The organism is Paenibacillus filicis (genome assembly GCF_038070315.1).
Taxonomy (GTDB): domain Bacteria; phylum Bacillota; class Bacilli; order Paenibacillales; family NBRC-103111; genus Paenibacillus_G; species Paenibacillus_G filicis.
Genome location: NZ_JBBPCC010000014.1, coordinates 1 through 14,944, shown reverse-complemented (window position 1 = coordinate 14,944; position 14,944 = coordinate 1). Strand labels below are relative to the sequence as shown.

The 14,944-nt window shown below is 46.8% G+C and carries 15 protein-coding genes and 2 pseudogenes; 3 read left to right on the top strand and 14 right to left on the bottom strand.

Going from position 1 to position 14,944, the window contains the following annotated elements:
* Positions 1 to 43: 43 nt before the first annotated feature.
* The 5 genes from WMW72_RS20500 to WMW72_RS20480 form a co-directional block, all read right to left on the bottom strand.
* Entirely contained in the window at positions 44 to 190 is a 147-nt protein-coding gene (locus WMW72_RS20500; RefSeq protein ID WP_341417421.1) for a hypothetical protein, read from the bottom strand.
* Positions 191 to 398: 208 nt separating this feature from the next.
* A complete protein-coding gene (locus WMW72_RS20495; protein ID WP_341417420.1) occupies positions 399 to 902 on the bottom strand; it encodes an SMI1/KNR4 family protein in 504 nt (167 codons plus the stop codon).
* Positions 903 to 1,119: 217 nt separating this feature from the next.
* Positions 1,120 to 1,509: a hypothetical protein gene (locus tag WMW72_RS20490; protein WP_341417419.1), complete on the bottom strand. Its 390-nt coding sequence runs from the start codon at positions 1,507 to 1,509 to the stop codon at positions 1,120 to 1,122.
* A 191-nt stretch (positions 1,510 to 1,700) separates the two neighbouring features.
* Positions 1,701 to 2,246, bottom strand: a complete 546-nt coding sequence (locus WMW72_RS20485; RefSeq protein WP_341417418.1) for an imm11 family protein — start codon at positions 2,244 to 2,246, stop codon at positions 1,701 to 1,703.
* A gap of 18 nt (positions 2,247 to 2,264) precedes the next feature.
* Positions 2,265 to 2,759, bottom strand: coding sequence for a hypothetical protein (locus tag WMW72_RS20480; protein WP_341417417.1), 495 nt, complete (start codon positions 2,757 to 2,759; stop codon positions 2,265 to 2,267).
* A gap of 177 nt (positions 2,760 to 2,936) precedes the next feature.
* On the opposite strand from WMW72_RS20480, the pseudogene WMW72_RS20475 reads away from it, so the two are divergent.
* Positions 2,937 to 4,055 (top strand): annotated as a pseudogene (locus WMW72_RS20475) (IS3 family transposase).
* Positions 4,056 to 4,220: 165 nt separating this feature from the next.
* On the opposite strand, the pseudogene WMW72_RS20470 reads toward WMW72_RS20475, so the two are convergent.
* A pseudogene (locus tag WMW72_RS20470) lies at positions 4,221 to 4,535 on the bottom strand (MazG nucleotide pyrophosphohydrolase domain-containing protein); the annotation flags it as partial.
* Positions 4,536 to 4,612: 77 nt separating this feature from the next.
* On the opposite strand from WMW72_RS20470, the gene WMW72_RS20465 reads away from it, so the two are divergent.
* Positions 4,613 to 5,182, top strand: coding sequence for an LOG family protein (locus WMW72_RS20465; protein WP_341417416.1), 570 nt, complete (start codon positions 4,613 to 4,615; stop codon positions 5,180 to 5,182).
* Between the two features lie 245 nt (positions 5,183 to 5,427).
* Positions 5,428 to 5,736, top strand: coding sequence for a hypothetical protein (locus WMW72_RS20460; RefSeq protein WP_341417415.1), 309 nt, complete (start codon positions 5,428 to 5,430; stop codon positions 5,734 to 5,736).
* A 130-nt stretch (positions 5,737 to 5,866) separates the two neighbouring features.
* Here the strand turns inward: WMW72_RS20460 and WMW72_RS20455 are convergent, their stop codons facing one another.
* From WMW72_RS20455 to WMW72_RS20420, 8 genes are all read right to left on the bottom strand, one after another.
* Complete coding sequence (locus WMW72_RS20455) at positions 5,867 to 6,400, bottom strand: RNA polymerase sigma factor (RefSeq protein WP_341417414.1); 534 nt, start codon at positions 6,398 to 6,400, stop codon at positions 5,867 to 5,869.
* 249 nt (positions 6,401 to 6,649) lie between these two features.
* Entirely contained in the window at positions 6,650 to 7,036 is a 387-nt protein-coding gene (locus tag WMW72_RS20450; RefSeq protein ID WP_341417413.1) for a hypothetical protein, read from the bottom strand.
* Positions 7,037 to 7,153: 117 nt separating this feature from the next.
* Positions 7,154 to 8,809, bottom strand: coding sequence for an extracellular solute-binding protein (locus WMW72_RS20445; RefSeq protein WP_341417412.1), 1,656 nt, complete (start codon positions 8,807 to 8,809; stop codon positions 7,154 to 7,156).
* A 119-nt stretch (positions 8,810 to 8,928) separates the two neighbouring features.
* Positions 8,929 to 9,834: a carbohydrate ABC transporter permease gene (locus WMW72_RS20440; protein ID WP_341417411.1), complete on the bottom strand. Its 906-nt coding sequence runs from the start codon at positions 9,832 to 9,834 to the stop codon at positions 8,929 to 8,931.
* 13 nt (positions 9,835 to 9,847) lie between these two features.
* Positions 9,848 to 10,819, bottom strand: coding sequence for an ABC transporter permease (locus tag WMW72_RS20435; RefSeq protein ID WP_341417410.1), 972 nt, complete (start codon positions 10,817 to 10,819; stop codon positions 9,848 to 9,850).
* A gap of 242 nt (positions 10,820 to 11,061) precedes the next feature.
* Positions 11,062 to 13,365: a helix-turn-helix domain-containing protein gene (locus WMW72_RS20430; protein ID WP_341417409.1), complete on the bottom strand. Its 2,304-nt coding sequence runs from the start codon at positions 13,363 to 13,365 to the stop codon at positions 11,062 to 11,064.
* A 378-nt stretch (positions 13,366 to 13,743) separates the two neighbouring features.
* Positions 13,744 to 14,523, bottom strand: a complete 780-nt coding sequence (locus tag WMW72_RS20425) for a class B sortase (protein ID WP_341417408.1) — start codon at positions 14,521 to 14,523, stop codon at positions 13,744 to 13,746.
* A gap of 19 nt (positions 14,524 to 14,542) precedes the next feature.
* Positions 14,543 to 14,944: hypothetical protein (locus tag WMW72_RS20420; RefSeq protein ID WP_341417407.1), on the bottom strand; the 402-nt coding region annotated here is incomplete at its 5' end.

The following is a 14,944-nucleotide window of genomic DNA, read 5'->3' as shown; positions in this document are numbered from 1 at the left end:
CTTAATTCCATTTTAATAGGTTTAGGAGTTTACACAAACTATTTTACAGACTCCCTTCCGGGTCGTAGCCGTGCTGTACAACACCGCGATCTGCTTGCTCGACTCGAATCGTCCGGTTAAACGCATCATAAGCGTAGTTTGTCTGCAGCACATTCCAAGCACAGAAGATTTGGTTCAGTTCCTGAACCACAGATTATAAAAACAGGCCTATCCCTGATAGGAATAGACCTTCGACATAAAAAATGTTTGCCTGACCAATTATAGTTTTGATTAGGTGTCGCACTTCATACTACAATCCGTCAAAATGGGTTATTGCAATAAGGTGTCACCTCAATGCACTTTCTAAACGGAAGATGAACTCACGGTCTCTTCCCATGTAAAAATTCTAAAGTTCCACTCTATTCATTCGTTGGATTATCATATGCATCTCCTAATGGTTCAAAATCATCCTCATCCCAATACCATGTAGTTCCTTGTCCCCTTGTTTCAACAAGATTGCTCAATAATTCTGTAAAGCTATTAGAAATGATCGCACAACTTCCTGCGACAGCATGTGTATCCCAATGACTATCGTAACATCTTCCTAATCTATCTTTATGGAGATCGATTGTAAAATAATCTCCATTACGATCATCAGCTATAATGTACCAATTAGAAGAAATGTCATATTCGCACAATTCATTAACTATGACTGGGTTTGCCAAGAAGAATTTTTCTGGAGAAACAATATCAACTCCAAAATTTTTCCCTTCGAATAGTGTTATCCCCCCGCAAATTTGATAAAACTCTTTCACATCTTCAGGGAGTATATGGTTCTCACTGAGTCTAGGTAAACCTATAGGAGGGGAAATCATACAATCATCGAATTGTTCAATTCGTTTAACAATTGTTTTTATTTTCACTTACTATTCTCCTTTGTAATTGTATTTTCACTTATAATTAGATCCCTTAGTTGATTTGAAAATTCTATTTTCTGAGTCCTACTCATTACCTCAGACGAAGGTAGATTGTACAAAAATTGATCCAACGTTTCTGTAATATTCTCTACGAGCAGAATCCGGAGTTTTAACAGCATTAAACATGTCTTCGGAAAGTTTTTGAATTTGTTTTGGAGACATCTTAGTCCCCAACTGGCCTACCGTAATTCTCTCGACTCCATTCTCTAAATATCTCTTTGGTCAGCTTATGGTTGTCTACACTTAAAGCTACTGTAGGAGACACGTTTACAAATGCAGTATATCCCGGTACATTTTGTTTAGCCCATTCATTCATTACACCATGATGATTTTCAAGCCCATATTTCCCAGTTGTTGTTGGCATACAAGGTGCCACATCATACTCATCTCCGACCTGGCTCCGATTTTTGGTCGTAAGCAAACCGTCTTCGTTATAGTCGTAGTCGTAACGCACTTCGTTATTCACGGACGAGATCAGCAGGCCGTCTTCGCGGTAGGTGTACGTTTCTTCCTCACCGCTGGAAAGCTCCCGTATGCTGAAATTGTAGACCATATCCAGTATCCGCTGGTTCCGATCCTGCTGCCGAGCCAGGCGGCCTTCCCGGTCATACTGGTACGTGATCGGTGAGCCGTCCGGACCCTATTTCGTAAGAATGTTAAGCATCGATATTAGCAAAAAAAAGTATTTAAACATTCACGCCGTACGTACATTAATCCGATTTTAACTCTGCGAAAGTTGAGTTTTCAACTAAACTGTTTAAATTTAAACCCCTTTAACTGATGCTTTATCACAATTTCTTTTAATACATCCGAAACAAATATAGAGGTTCCATACAGATTATTATTAAGATAAACTTTGAATATATTATGATTTTCAATAACGTTTTGAATAAAATGAAGTTTTTTAAAACCCACAATCAAGCCACTAGGCAACTGTCTAAACTCCGTTTTCGTTCTATCAACTGCATCCAAATGTTTTATAATATGAATAGCATAATATATTTTTTCACCAAGCATAATAGGAAGAAACTCCACTTCATTTCCCAAGACGTCTTCTAATATTATTTTTGCATTCTCACTAACAATAGGTACCCCACTTGAACCCCAGAAATGAGGATAATCACTTTCCATGCCCTCATCTGCTACTTCAACATAGACAGGATTCCATTTATGATCACTAATTAATTCAACACCATTGAACATTTCTGCAAAAACTATAGAACTTTCCTCAAATTCTACGAGTTGAAATGTTTGGAACCCTTCCGTATTACTTTCTAGTTCCCATACCATCACTAAACACTCCTTGATTTACTCTAATGTGGGCCCCCCAGAATACATTATTCTAGGCATTTCAGTTAATTGATTGAAATATAGATAAATTTCCTGCTGATCACCGCGTGTTTTTGAATCCGGCAAATTACTGAAAACAGTGATATGGTAATAACCATTATCAAGACGAATGACTTGCTCACCCGGTAATTTGCTAGTCCATTCCATTAAATCATACAAGTCTCTAATACATAATTCATGATTTCGCACTTCTAATCCCAATCTCAAAACAAAGTCAGACTCATCTAAAATTTTTTCATCGGGATACCCTGTCCTAATCCGTAAATTATAATTCCCTGGTGATCCTGTTGAAAACCCTACAATCGTTCCTCGATTGACATGGTCTGCTACTTGTTGAGCAGACATATAATTTTGCGTTAAATAATCCTCTTCTTCATCAATATGTGCTACTGAAAAGGGCGAATAAACAATAATGCCAAGCCCCTCAATTTGGATATTTATATCTTTATACATCTGATTGATCCCTCATTCTTTATTGTTGTTATCTTTCCATATTCTACTCCCATTCTAACAATTCGGTATATGCCTCACCAGGAGTAAGTTTATCACCTGGATCGTCTACACTTAGTTGGACAATAAAAATAAGGGCTTGTAGAATAAACCTATCATCCTAAGGAGCGGATCTCTACAATGCCAAAACAACAACGACGTACCTTTACAGCACAATTCAAAAAACAAATGGTGGAACTCTATGAAAACGGTAAATCTAGAGCAGCAATTGTGGAGGAATATGACCTCACCGCCTCCGCTTTAGACCGCTGGATCAAACAAGCCACGACCACAGGATCCTTCAAGGAGAAGGACAATCGCTCGTCAGAAGAAAATGAGCTGCTTGCTTTACGAAGAGAAAACCAACGTTTGAAAATGGAGGTGGATATTTTAAAGCAAGCCGCGCTGATCATGGGACGAAAGTAGCTATCATCCAGAATAATCGTGATAAATACTCGGTATCAGCAATGTGTGACGTCCTGCAAATCGAAAGAAGTACGTTTTACTATGAAGCGAAAGAACAAACGAACGAAGAAGATATCAACGAAGCGATTGTGGACATTTTCCATAAGAATCGAAAAGTTTACGGTACACGCAAGATCAAAGTCAAGCTCCAGGAACGTGGTTTCGTCGTCTCCAGGCGTCGAATGGGTCGGATCATGAAAGAGAATGGGCTTGTTTCCACGTACACCGTGTCCCAATATAACCCCCTTAAGGCCGCATGTAATGAAGCATCTACAGCCCATACACTGAATCGCGAATTCGATCAAACGGAGGCTAGACGATTCGTTGTCAGTGATCTGACGTATGTAAAAGTTCAGAACCGGTGGCATTACATTTGTGTACTTATCGACCTGTTCAATCGAGAAATCATCGGCCATAGCGTAGGTCCTCATAAGGATGCTGCGTTGGTTTCCCGTGCCTTTGCAACGGTTCAAGGTGATTGATCTCAGATTCAATGGTTCCATACCGATCGTGGCAGCGAATTTAAAAATCAAACGATGGATGCGCTTTTGGAGACATTTAAAATTGGCCGATCCCTGAGCATGAGAGGCTGTCCCTACGACAATGCTGTTGCGGAAGCGACCTACAAGATTATGAAAACGGAGTTCGTGAACCAGATGAACTTCCAGAGTCTTCGTCACCTGGAACTGGAATTATACGATTATGTTAACTGGTTTAACCAGCATCGGATTCATGGGACACTTGAATATGACGCCTATTCAGTATCGCCATGCAGCCCTTAAAAAAGCTGTCTGATTTACTGTTGACAATCCACCTTTATGTCGAAGAAAAGGGGGATTTGTGTCGGTTAAGCGAAAATAACTTAAAAAAAACCCCGCTTGCTGACCGTTAAAATAACGGAAGACGACGGGGTAATTCCAATTCATATATAAATCTACAATTGTGTAATACTCTGAACTTCTGCTTATAACGATTAAATAATTTCTCTTGATGAGATTTAAATATATCCCCAATACTAATATCGTACTTGTTGGCAATTACTATAACATTCCCTAGTACATCACCAAGTTCTTCTATTAACTCCTGCTTATTTTCAGCGTATGTTCCGATGGTTTCATCTGGACGATCTCGACCAATTTCTAACGCTCTAATAGCACGTGCTACTTCTCCCGTTTCCTCCGCTAAAAAACCAATGCGAATGAATATATCGAGTTCTGACCAACCTCGTGCTTCATAATAATCCTTCACCCATTTTTGAAACGCATTTACGTCCAATTTATGTACCCCCTATTTATTAAACAAAATTCAAGTAATTATTAGTATATAATATTCTTCGAAATGGGGTTAATTTTATGAATAAAATAGCTATTTTTTGTGGATCTAGTAATGGATCTTCTATAGCATACAAAGAAGGGGCAATAAAATTAGGTGAAGAATTAGTAAGACGTGGCATTACTTTAGTGTACGGCGGGGCCAGTGTTGGAATTATGGGAACGGTAGCTGATACTGTGTTACAAGCGGGCGGTCAAGTCATTGGTGTGATTCCAAAGCTACTTGAGGAACGAGAAATATCACACAAAAACTTAACAAAATTAATTACTGTTGAGTCCATGCACGAGCGAAAAAGCAAGATGATGGAGTTAGCAGATGCCTTTATTGCGCTTCCAGGTGGTCCCGGTACATTAGAAGAGTTTTTCGAAGTATTTACATGGAGTCAAATCGGTTTACATCAAAAACCATGTGGTATATTAAATGCTAACAATTATTTTGATCTGCTGATTTCATTTTTCGACCATATGAACGAACAACAGTTTTTGCAAGATCAGTACCATCAAATGCTTTTAGTAGATCAGGAGCCAGCAGGATTATTAGAAAAGTTTGCAAATTATGTTCCGCCTAGAGTAAAAACATATACTAAGTAATCTATAAAATACTTTTTATCTCAAAGCTGCTAGACTAATTTCCATACAAAAATATTACTTTAGTATATTTTGATTTGTAACGATATTATCCCCGGCAGGTACCTTGTCGGGTTTTTCGCATTTCGGCTTTCCGGGGCGTTTTGTCGGCGGTTCTTTACATTGTTAACGGTGGAGCATCACAAATCGAATAATCGCCGCGACATAGGTATGCATAAGAAACAAAAAACGAAGGGGCTGTTTACACTATGACGAACCAAATCAAAAACCAGAACGCCGAAAAATTTATGGAGGAATTGAAACGTAATTTCTACGAAGCTGAACGAAATGAAATAGTGAAAAGAAATTTACTAATCGTATTGTTTGAAGCGCGACAAGACCTCGCCGAACAATTGCAAGTTTTCAAAAAAGAAATAGAACGGTTCTCGACCCTCGACATTGACGATGTACAGGTCGTGAAACACGTTCTTAAAAGGTTAATACAAAAAATTGAAGTATTCGAGGGCGGAAAAATTAAAATTCACTATAATCTTTCAAACCCTCTTCTACAGAACTAAGATACAGTTTAATCGGCTGTGTCTTTTCTTTCAAGTCTTACTGTACACTCCACATGCACGGTATGCGGGAACATTATATATGAATGTCCCTCCATACCTTTCGAGAACGCGTATAGCCGCCCCTCCGCCTTTAACTCGTCATGTCCAAGCTTTGAGCTATAGACCTCATTTTAAGCTTGGCCCGGTGCAGCCTGGTTTTGATCACGCTCACCGTCGTTTTTTGATAACAAGCAAGCTGTTCATACGTAAAGCCATGTGCATAAACAAGCAGCAGCGCCTGTCTTTGCAAGGGCTGTAAAGTTAAAAGCAGCTCCCGAGTGAGCTCCATGTCCGCGAAAAGCTCGATTTCCTTTCCGCCCGTACCCGTACGCGTGGTGGACCATTCATCGAGTATTTCCAAGCGCCGGAGCCGTTTGCGGTAAGCATCGATGGCCGTATTTCGGGAAGTGATAATCAGCCAAGCCTGCTGGATGTTCTCATCGCTTAATACATCGAGATGGCGGAATGCCTTAATAAAGGTTTCTTGAACCACATCTTGCGCCAGGTAGTGGTCCTTAGTAATCTTATAAGCCGCACAATAGGCGGATTGGGCATACCTGTTATAAAGCGCATGGAATCTGTCTTCATCCGACGAACTTTTCAACTCCGGTTCACTTTGTTTCATAGCTGCTCTCGCCTCCGCTGTATCTAGTTCTACCGGAACCAGGTCTCTGCGTGTCAAGGGCAGCTCTGTGATCGGCTTGCCGGATCCTGGACCGGTTCATAGCTCCTAGTGTACCGAACAGTTTGGGCAAAATTGCGGGAAATGTGTGTAAAAAGTATGGCGCTCCATGTTCATAAAAAAACGCCCGCCAGCCTCCCCATTCGGGAAGCTTGCGGACGTTCGCTCTCGCTACTTTATAGAAGATGGCGGTTATTTCCGTTCATACCAATACCCCGGTACCCCTCGCACGAGCCGCATTAAGGCTTCCATGTAGAAGTAATCCCCCCAGATGACGAAGTCATCCGGCGACAACCCGCCCCGTACATGGTAGGAGCCGTGGCGCAGCAGGCCTTCCGCATCCGGGTCATCGCGGGTCCAATAATTCTCTGTGAGCGACGCCATGCAGCTATGCACGGCTCGCTCGAATTTCTCCCGATCCGGATCTTCCTGCGGAAGATGGCTGATCAGCTCCAGCATGCCGCAACAGGCAATCGCGGTTGCCGAGCTGTCCCGTCGCGTACCTGCCTCCACCGGCACATCGAAGTCCCAATACGTGACCTGTTCCTCCGGAAGCCGGAAAATAAAGTAGGATGCCACACGGCGTGATGCTTCCCACCTCCAAGGCTTCCTTGGATCCGTGCAGCTTACGGGTAACGTTCAGCCTTCACCATCTGCCGTTCACCTGAGTCTCTGACCCGTATACGGTCGTCAGCTTTACTTTTTATAAGCCGCCGTGTCGTACGCTTTCTGCAAAATCTCCAGGTAACGTTTGATTTTCAGATTCTCGAGTCCCTTCACGTACGCATCCCAGTCCTTGTTCAAGTCCTTGTTCCCGGTAATAAATTGAAGCGAGTTTTGATCGATGTAGTTTTTGAGGTTCGTCTGCAGAATGCTCGCTTCATCCGTCTCATCCGGATTAATCCAGACCGCCCAGAGCGGATAAATCTCCTTCGGCTCATGGCCTTGGTACAGCAGCGTCGCATCATACAGCCTGCGTTCGTAGTTGGCCGAGTCATAGACATCGGTGCCTTGGACGAAGCTGTCCCGGTATTCCTTCGGCTGATAGAAATGTCCCATGCCGCTCCATCCGGCGTTACGCGGCGCTTCCCCTTCGACCGACGGAATGGAGGCCACTTGAGGCTTCACGCCCTTGCCGAGAGCGACCTCGCCTTCCTTCGGCTTCCTCCAGTCGATGCCCTCCATCCCGGAGGCGGCGTTGGTCTGGCCTTCTGTGGTGAACATGTAGTCCACCATCTTGATCAGCGTGACCTGCGCTTCCTTGCTAGCCTTATTCGTGATGACGAATTTGGCTCCCGGACTGAGGCCTCCTCCATCATGCGTTGCCAGGGCACCGTGAGGGCCTGTCAGCGGAGGCACTGGATTGTAATCGGCCGAGTTGCGGTTTCCTTTGTCAATATTGACGAAGATCGCCGGGTGCATGCCAGCCCCTGCGCCCAGAATTTGCGTGCCGGCGTTCTCGCCGATCTTCTTGAACGCCTCGGCATTTTGCGTGAAGGCTCCCGGGTCGATCAAGCCTTCGTCGTACAACGACTTGATGTACGCGAGGCCTTCTTTCCATTCCGGCTTATTCGCCGCCGTGTCGACCTTGCCGCCTGACATGGTCAGATAATTGCGGTCGTCATTATAGATGAAGCCGTTCATCAGGAAAGGGATGACATGAACACCGAACTCTTCGGTTGAGCCGCTCAGCGGCACCTCGTCCGCTTTGCCGTTACCATTCGGGTCGTTCTTCTTGAACGCCTGGAGCACTTTCTTGAAGTCCTCGGTCGTTTTCGGCATCTCGAGATTTAACTTCTTGAGCCAGCTTGTATTGATCCACATTTTATTCGGATACGAACAGTGGAAGCACTGCGAATAGGAGCCGAGTCCATAAATATTCCCGTCAGGCGCCGTGATGAAGCTCTTGAACGTAGGGTCCTTCTCCATAGCCGCTTTGATATTCGGCGCATACTGATTGATCAGATCATTGAGCGGCACGAGGATGCCCTGCTTGCCGTACTTGAGCAGATCAGCTTGTGAGAACTGGTCGATATAGGCCGTCAGGATGTAGGAGTCCGGATAATCGCCGCTGGCCAGAGAGATTTGCCGCTTCTCCTTGGCACCGTCGTACGGTATGATTTCGAACTTGAACTTGGCATTGAATTTATCCTCTATAAACGTTGTGAACTTGTTGGTTTTCAGATCGATCGAATTATCTTGCTGAGCGAATACACTGATCTGTACAGGACCCTGCTGTCCTCCCGCTGCGTCTTCCGAGGATTCCGGCGCCACGCTGTTCTTCGTGCATGCGGCCAATACGGTGCTGGACAGCAGAACAAGTGCTAATGCGCTTACCCATTTCTTTTTCATCGAACCCGCTCCCTTTTTATTCGAGGATCACTGCTTGGCTTATCGCCTGATGTGCTGTTTGCCGAACTTATTCTAAACTCCATTCCCCCTTTCATCACGGTAACCGAATCATCCTCCGCTTAACCCTTGACGGAGCCGACCATCATCCCCTGAACGAAGAAGCGCTGCACGAACGGATAGATAATGAGCACAGGAAGCGTGGTCACCACGATGAGGGAATACTTCAACAATTCGGCCAACTGCTGCCGTTCGACCTGCTTCAACGCATCCGTCGCATTCGAGCTGTTATTGAGAATGATGATGCTCCGCAGTATCAGCTGAAGGGGAAACAAGTTCGCGGACTTCAGATAGATCAGCGCATCGAAGTAAGCGTTCCATTGGCCGACGGCATAGATCAAGGTGAGCACCGCCAGAATCGGCTTGGATAACGGCACCACCACGCTCCACAGAAACCGGAAATCGCTGGCGCCGTCGATTTCGCTGGCATCGAACAGCTCATCCGGGATCGACGATTGGAAGAACGAGCGGGTAATGATCACCTGCCAGACCCAGATGGCATTGGGAATCAATAGCGCCCACCGCGTGTCGATCAATCCTAGCTGCTTGACGACCAGATAAGTCGGAATAAGTCCGCCGCTGAACAGCATCGTGAAGGTAACGAGCATCATCAGCACATTTTTGCCGAAGAAGGTTTTGCGGGACAGCGGATACGCGACCATAATCGTCAGGACGACACTGATGCAGGTGCCCATAGCCGTATAGAAGATGGAGTTCGCATAGCCGCTCATCACCTTGGGGTTTTGAATCAAATTTTCGTACCCCTTCAGGGAGATGTCGACCGGCCAGAGCCATACCTTGCCGGAGGTGACTGCGGCCGGGCTGCTGAACGAGCTGCTGATGACATAAATCAGCGGGTACAGCACAATCAGTAGGATGAGGCTTAAAGCCGCATAGATCGCGATCAGAAATAGGCGGTCGCCTAGCGAATCCTTGATCTTGGTACTTCTGAGTTTCATCGTGGACATGTTGCACCCCCTTCTACCAAATACTGTTATTCGCAAACCGCTTAGCTAGTCCATTGACGACAACCAGCAGAATCAGATTGATCACGGAATTGAACAACCCTACCGCCGTCGCGAAGCTGTAGTTAGCATTCAGTAATCCGACCTTGTACACGTAGGTGGCGATGATCTCGGAGTTGACCGTATTCAGCGGATTTTGCAGCAGGTAGACCTTCTCGAAGCCAATCGCCATCACATTGCCGACATTCAAGATGAGGACGACCACGATCGTAGGCAGGATCCCAGGCAGATCGACATGTACAATCTTCTGGAAGCGTGAGGCGCCATCCACCTTGGCCGCTTCATACAGCGAGGGATCGACTCCCGCGAGAGCGGCCAGGAATATGACCGAGTAGTAGCCAGCTGTCTGCCAAACGTCGGACCATACATAAATCGAACGAAACATGCCCGGCTCTCCAAGGAAATTAATCGAATCCAGCCCCATATGATTCAGGACGACATTGACGAACCCGAGCCGCGGCGCCAGAAACAGCATAATAATGGAGACCATGACGACCATCGAAATGAAGTAAGGGGCGAAGGTGACCAGCTGGACGAGCCGCTTGAAGCGTTCGTTGCGCACTTCATTAATCGCCAGAGCAAGCAGAATCGGAATCGGAAATCCGACAAGCAGCAGATAACCGCTAATGTAGATCGTGTTCTTCATCAGGGTCCAAAATAAAGGGTTTTCAAAAAAGAGTCGGAAATGCTTGAACCCGACCCAGGGGCTTCCCCAGATGCCCTTGATGACATTGTAGTCCTTAAAGGCCAGCACCGCGTTCAAGATCGGATAGTACTTAAATATAAGAAAAAACATTGCCGGGGGAAGAATCAGCAGATACAATTGCCAATGCTTCCTGAAACTTTTGGCCGCTGCCTGCTGGAGGCCAAGTCTGCTGGTTTTCGTCTGCGTGTTATAACGGGTTGCGATGCCTTTCTCCACAGCCATACCTCCCAAACTGAGACTGACATAAAATGATTACGCTTTCTTTTCCTCATTGTAGGGGATCATTCCAGTTTCTAGATAGGTACAATTGGGTGAATTCAGCGTACAGTTCTCCGCTTCAGGCAGCGTACATCTGTCAGAAGACCATCCATTTCTCCCTTTTCAAGCCTGGACTTGCTTGAATCGCCTGCACTAAGGCCAAAAAATCCCGGCAGCCGAGGCTCCGAGAATTTGAGGTAAGCGGTTTACTCTTCGGACATCGATTGCCTGTAGGCGCTTGGCGACACCCCTACCACACGCTTAAAGGCTCTTCGGAAGGAATGGGAGCTGTTATAGCCGACCAGGGAAGCAATCTCGTCGAGTGTGTACAGCCTCCCTCTCAGCAGCTCAGCCGCATGGTCCATCCTTACTTTCTCCAGATGATCGGAGAGGTTCATGCCCGTCACCTCTTTGAACAAGTTAGAGATATATTTCTCCGGGCGCTCCACCTGTTCGGCTATACGATACAAGTTCAGATCGGGATCGCTATATGCCTGGGAGATATAGGCGATCACCTGCTCCACGGTCTTGTTATGATGATCATTCTTCTTACTCGTGATGAATCCGCATAGCTCCTCCATCAAGACTTCCATCTGCTCAGCGATGACTTGAATTTCTTCGGTCGCTTGCATGCCGACAATTCGGTTCTTGAGCTGCTCGAAGAAACCTGACTCCAGGAAGGTTTTCTGATGAAGCAATTTCAGGAAGGTGCCCTTCAGCTCGCCGACCAGCTGATGCCTCATCTCCAGGGACAGCTCCCGGTTTTCCATGTTTTGCAGCAGAATCCCGCGGAAAATTCGTTTGGCCTCGTCCATATCTCCCATTTTTATCGTACTGATCAGTCGCAGCTCAATATCTAAAGGGTAATAATAAGTGTCACTTTCCAGACGCGCCTCCCGGTAGGACAGCACGCCCTTTCGATTGCTGTACAACGCATGCTCCAGCACCTGTCTGGCCTGCTCGTACGCATGACTGACCTCCATCGCGTTGGCAAATGGATTACCCAGTGCCACCGTAATCGTCATTTTATACTCGTCAAATACCCCTTGGACCAGCTCATGAAGCAAGCGCTCGATCTCCATATCACCCGCCTCTTGGCTTCCTTCGCCTTCCTCGGCCCCGAAGATCGCGACAACCCGGTCGGCGCCCAGATCGGTCATATGCAGAGGACGGCCGAGATCTTGCAGCGCCTGCTTCGCAATGAGCCGTGCGGCATTCAGCTCGTTGAGGATCTCCACGCTGTCCATCCCCGTGTACCCGTTGATCTGTAGGATCGCGATGCTGCCCCGCTCCACCTGCAGCCCGGCGCCGGCTTGAGCTGCAGCGGCGGCAATCTCCTCCTGCGAACGGAATTCGCCTGAAATCAGACGCTTGAGGAACGCGTCCCGGATAAGAGGAAGCTGCCGGTTCAACTCCGCTTCCAGCCGCCTATTGTTCGTAATCATGCTGGAGATATTCCCGTGGATAAAGTCATACTCATTGCGCCCGGTCAAGGCCTCCTTGCCGAACTGCTCCTTCATCACGTTCAGCACCTTGTGAAGCGGCGAGCTGTTCCGATAGGCCTGGAGCAGACCTACCAAGAGGCCGAGGATCAAGGCTGTACCCGTGAAGGTCCAGGTGATCGATTTGATTTTATTCGCATTCTCCATCAGCACTTGTCTGGGGATGCCTGCCCGGTAAACCCAGCCGTTCGTATGGGAACGGATCGTCAGCACCAGGTCATCGTTATAGAACTGGCTCTCCTTGTCTGGATCGAAGCGGCTGTCCGAAGAGAGACGGCTGATATCGGCTTCGCCGATGCCGGCCAAGCTAATCGTGCGCCCCTCAGCATCGCTGATGTGAGACCAGCCGCCATAGCGATCCTGAATGTCCGAGAGGAGACTCGCGATCATACTTTCGTCAATCACCACCACCACTGTCGCGCGGGCAGCGCCGTTGAACGTATCCAGCGGCAGCGACTGCATATACGTAATCACCGAGGTTTCCACGCTATTGGACACAGCAGGTCTCAGTGGCATGATCTCCCTATTATGCGTCCGCTCCAATACGTCCTTTTTCCATGCCTCGACGGGCACATCCTTGTAATAGACAGACTGGTAGTAGCGCTCCGGCTGCATATACGCGGAGGCCGGCGTCAACACGACATTGTAATTGTTCAAGTAGATGTAGAACTGCTTCAGAAAATCGTTGGTTTGGCTGAAGGCCCTAATGTCTTGGTTGGCCTTCCAGATCCCGTACAGATTCACCCGATCATCCGAGCCCTTTTCATTCATCAGCACTTGCAAATCCTGATTCAAGGCCATCTGCCGCGTAAAGCTCTCGACCTCCGCCATTCTCCGCTCCAGAATCTCCTGGCTCTTGCGAAGCTGGGTCATGTTGTTCTCGATGGACACCGATTCCGTGACGGAGATCGAAGTCCGGTACGACATATAACCGGCCACGTTCGGAATAATTAGAATCACGATGTAAGAGAGCAACAAATTACGAAAAATACGGGAATACTTTGGCATAAAAAATCCCCCTACTCGAAGAAAGCGCTATCTTTTATCACTCATACCTAATCTTAATGAAAACTGCCTGTTTTGGCGAGTGAAAAATAAGAGGATGCGGTAAGGGAGCATAACGAGATGCTGAATTCAATGACCATCCCGATCGTAGTATGGTCGCATCCACCTCGGTAGTCGATGCACCAAACAAAATGGTGAAGGCGATGGAGTTACCTGGAGTGAGCCGCTGCACCCGCATGGTGCTGAAAAGCGGTTAAGCCAAACCGGAGAAAAGATGCTGAGGGTGTTCCGTGGGGAATGAAAAGTTAAACCTATTAAAAAAATCACGTCCTCCTAGGGAGAACGCGATATGAAGCAGCTTGAATCCGTGTTTCAACATCGTCATGTATACTTTCGGGCGACCACCGCTAACCGACCGTTTTCGGTTGAGTATTCACACGTAGATAGTACAATAAGCTTGTCGCCATACCGGGCTGTCACGCCCGTGTCGTAAAGCGCGAGATTCTTGATGTTCTGAACATACGAGTCAAACTCCGCAGATGTTCCTATCTTCTCAATGTCGTAATATTTAAAAACGTCGTCCGTTTTCTGATAAACCTGGGAAAGAATAACGGCAACAATCTCATAGTCTTCCTTCTCGTAAAGCGTACTGAACTGGAACTTAGCATGCTCCTTATAATAGCTTTCTTTCTTGTACTTCATCAAATCTGCAAACATCATGCCGCTGTTCATGTGATGTCCGTGAATCAGCATAATGCCTGAACCGTCTATCCGACTGTATGCATCCAAAAAGGGAAGCCCGTTTTTGCTTTTCTTTTTATCGAAATCATGATTGAGATAGTATTGCGCATCCTGTGGGTTCTGCATGATCGGATAATCAATTCGGGTGCCGTCCATATTCAGCCAACCGATGATGTCCGGGTTTCTCCCGTAAAGCTCTTGATATTCAGGGAGCATAACCGGTTCATGCGCCTTCGGAATAAAAGATGAGGGTGTTGTAGCACCCTCACCTTTTTCCGATCCTTTTTTCCAGGTTTCGGTTAATTCTTTCATTTGCCGCTGTTCCTCATAATCCTGCAAAAGAATTGTCGCAGCCTTGAAGAGAGAAAAAACCAACAGAAGAGAGGAACAGGCGATAAGAACTTTTTTGATTTTGCTCATTTTCTTACCGCCTTTCCGGTTATTGAATGTACTTTTTCTTCTTGCTACTAGGCAGACAGAGCCCGATCACAATCAAGGACATTAGCGCTAAAGCCAGGTAGAAGATTGGCGATGTGCTATGATCTCCTGTTTCCGGAACATTGTCCAGCTCGTTGCTACTGCGGCCTGCTCCGGGGTTGCCGTTGCGGGCTCCGTTGTCGCCGTTGCTTGCTCCGTTGCTGCCGTTGCTTGCTCCGTTGCTGCCGTTGCCTGCTCCGTTGCTGCCGTCGCCTGCTCCGTTGTCGCCGTTGCCTGCTCCGTTGTCGCCGTTGCCTGCTCCGTTGTCGCCGTTGCCTGCTCCGTTGTCGCCGTTGCCTGCTCCGGGGTTGCCGTTACCTGCTCCGGGGTTGCTGTTACCAGTTCCGGGGTTGGCGTTGCCGGT

Coding starts and splice junctions, on each gene's coding strand:
- WMW72_RS20490 (WP_341417419.1), bottom strand. CDS start 1,509: ATGGTCTACAATTTCAGCATACGGGAGCTTTCCAGCGGTGAGGAAGAA.
- WMW72_RS20485 (WP_341417418.1), bottom strand. CDS start 2,246: ATGGTATGGGAACTAGAAAGTAATACGGAAGGGTTCCAAACATTTCAA.
- WMW72_RS20480 (WP_341417417.1), bottom strand. CDS start 2,759: ATGTATAAAGATATAAATATCCAAATTGAGGGGCTTGGCATTATTGTT.
- WMW72_RS20465 (WP_341417416.1), top strand. CDS start 4,613: ATGAATAAAATAGCTATTTTTTGTGGATCTAGTAATGGATCTTCTATA.
- WMW72_RS20460 (WP_341417415.1), top strand. CDS start 5,428: ATGACGAACCAAATCAAAAACCAGAACGCCGAAAAATTTATGGAGGAA.
- WMW72_RS20455 (WP_341417414.1), bottom strand. CDS start 6,400: ATGAAACAAAGTGAACCGGAGTTGAAAAGTTCGTCGGATGAAGACAGA.
- WMW72_RS20445 (WP_341417412.1), bottom strand. CDS start 8,809: ATGAAAAAGAAATGGGTAAGCGCATTAGCACTTGTTCTGCTGTCCAGC.
- WMW72_RS20440 (WP_341417411.1), bottom strand. CDS start 9,834: ATGTCCACGATGAAACTCAGAAGTACCAAGATCAAGGATTCGCTAGGC.
- WMW72_RS20435 (WP_341417410.1), bottom strand. CDS start 10,819: ATGGCTGTGGAGAAAGGCATCGCAACCCGTTATAACACGCAGACGAAA.
- WMW72_RS20430 (WP_341417409.1), bottom strand. CDS start 13,365: ATGCCAAAGTATTCCCGTATTTTTCGTAATTTGTTGCTCTCTTACATC.
- WMW72_RS20425 (WP_341417408.1), bottom strand. CDS start 14,523: ATGAGCAAAATCAAAAAAGTTCTTATCGCCTGTTCCTCTCTTCTGTTG.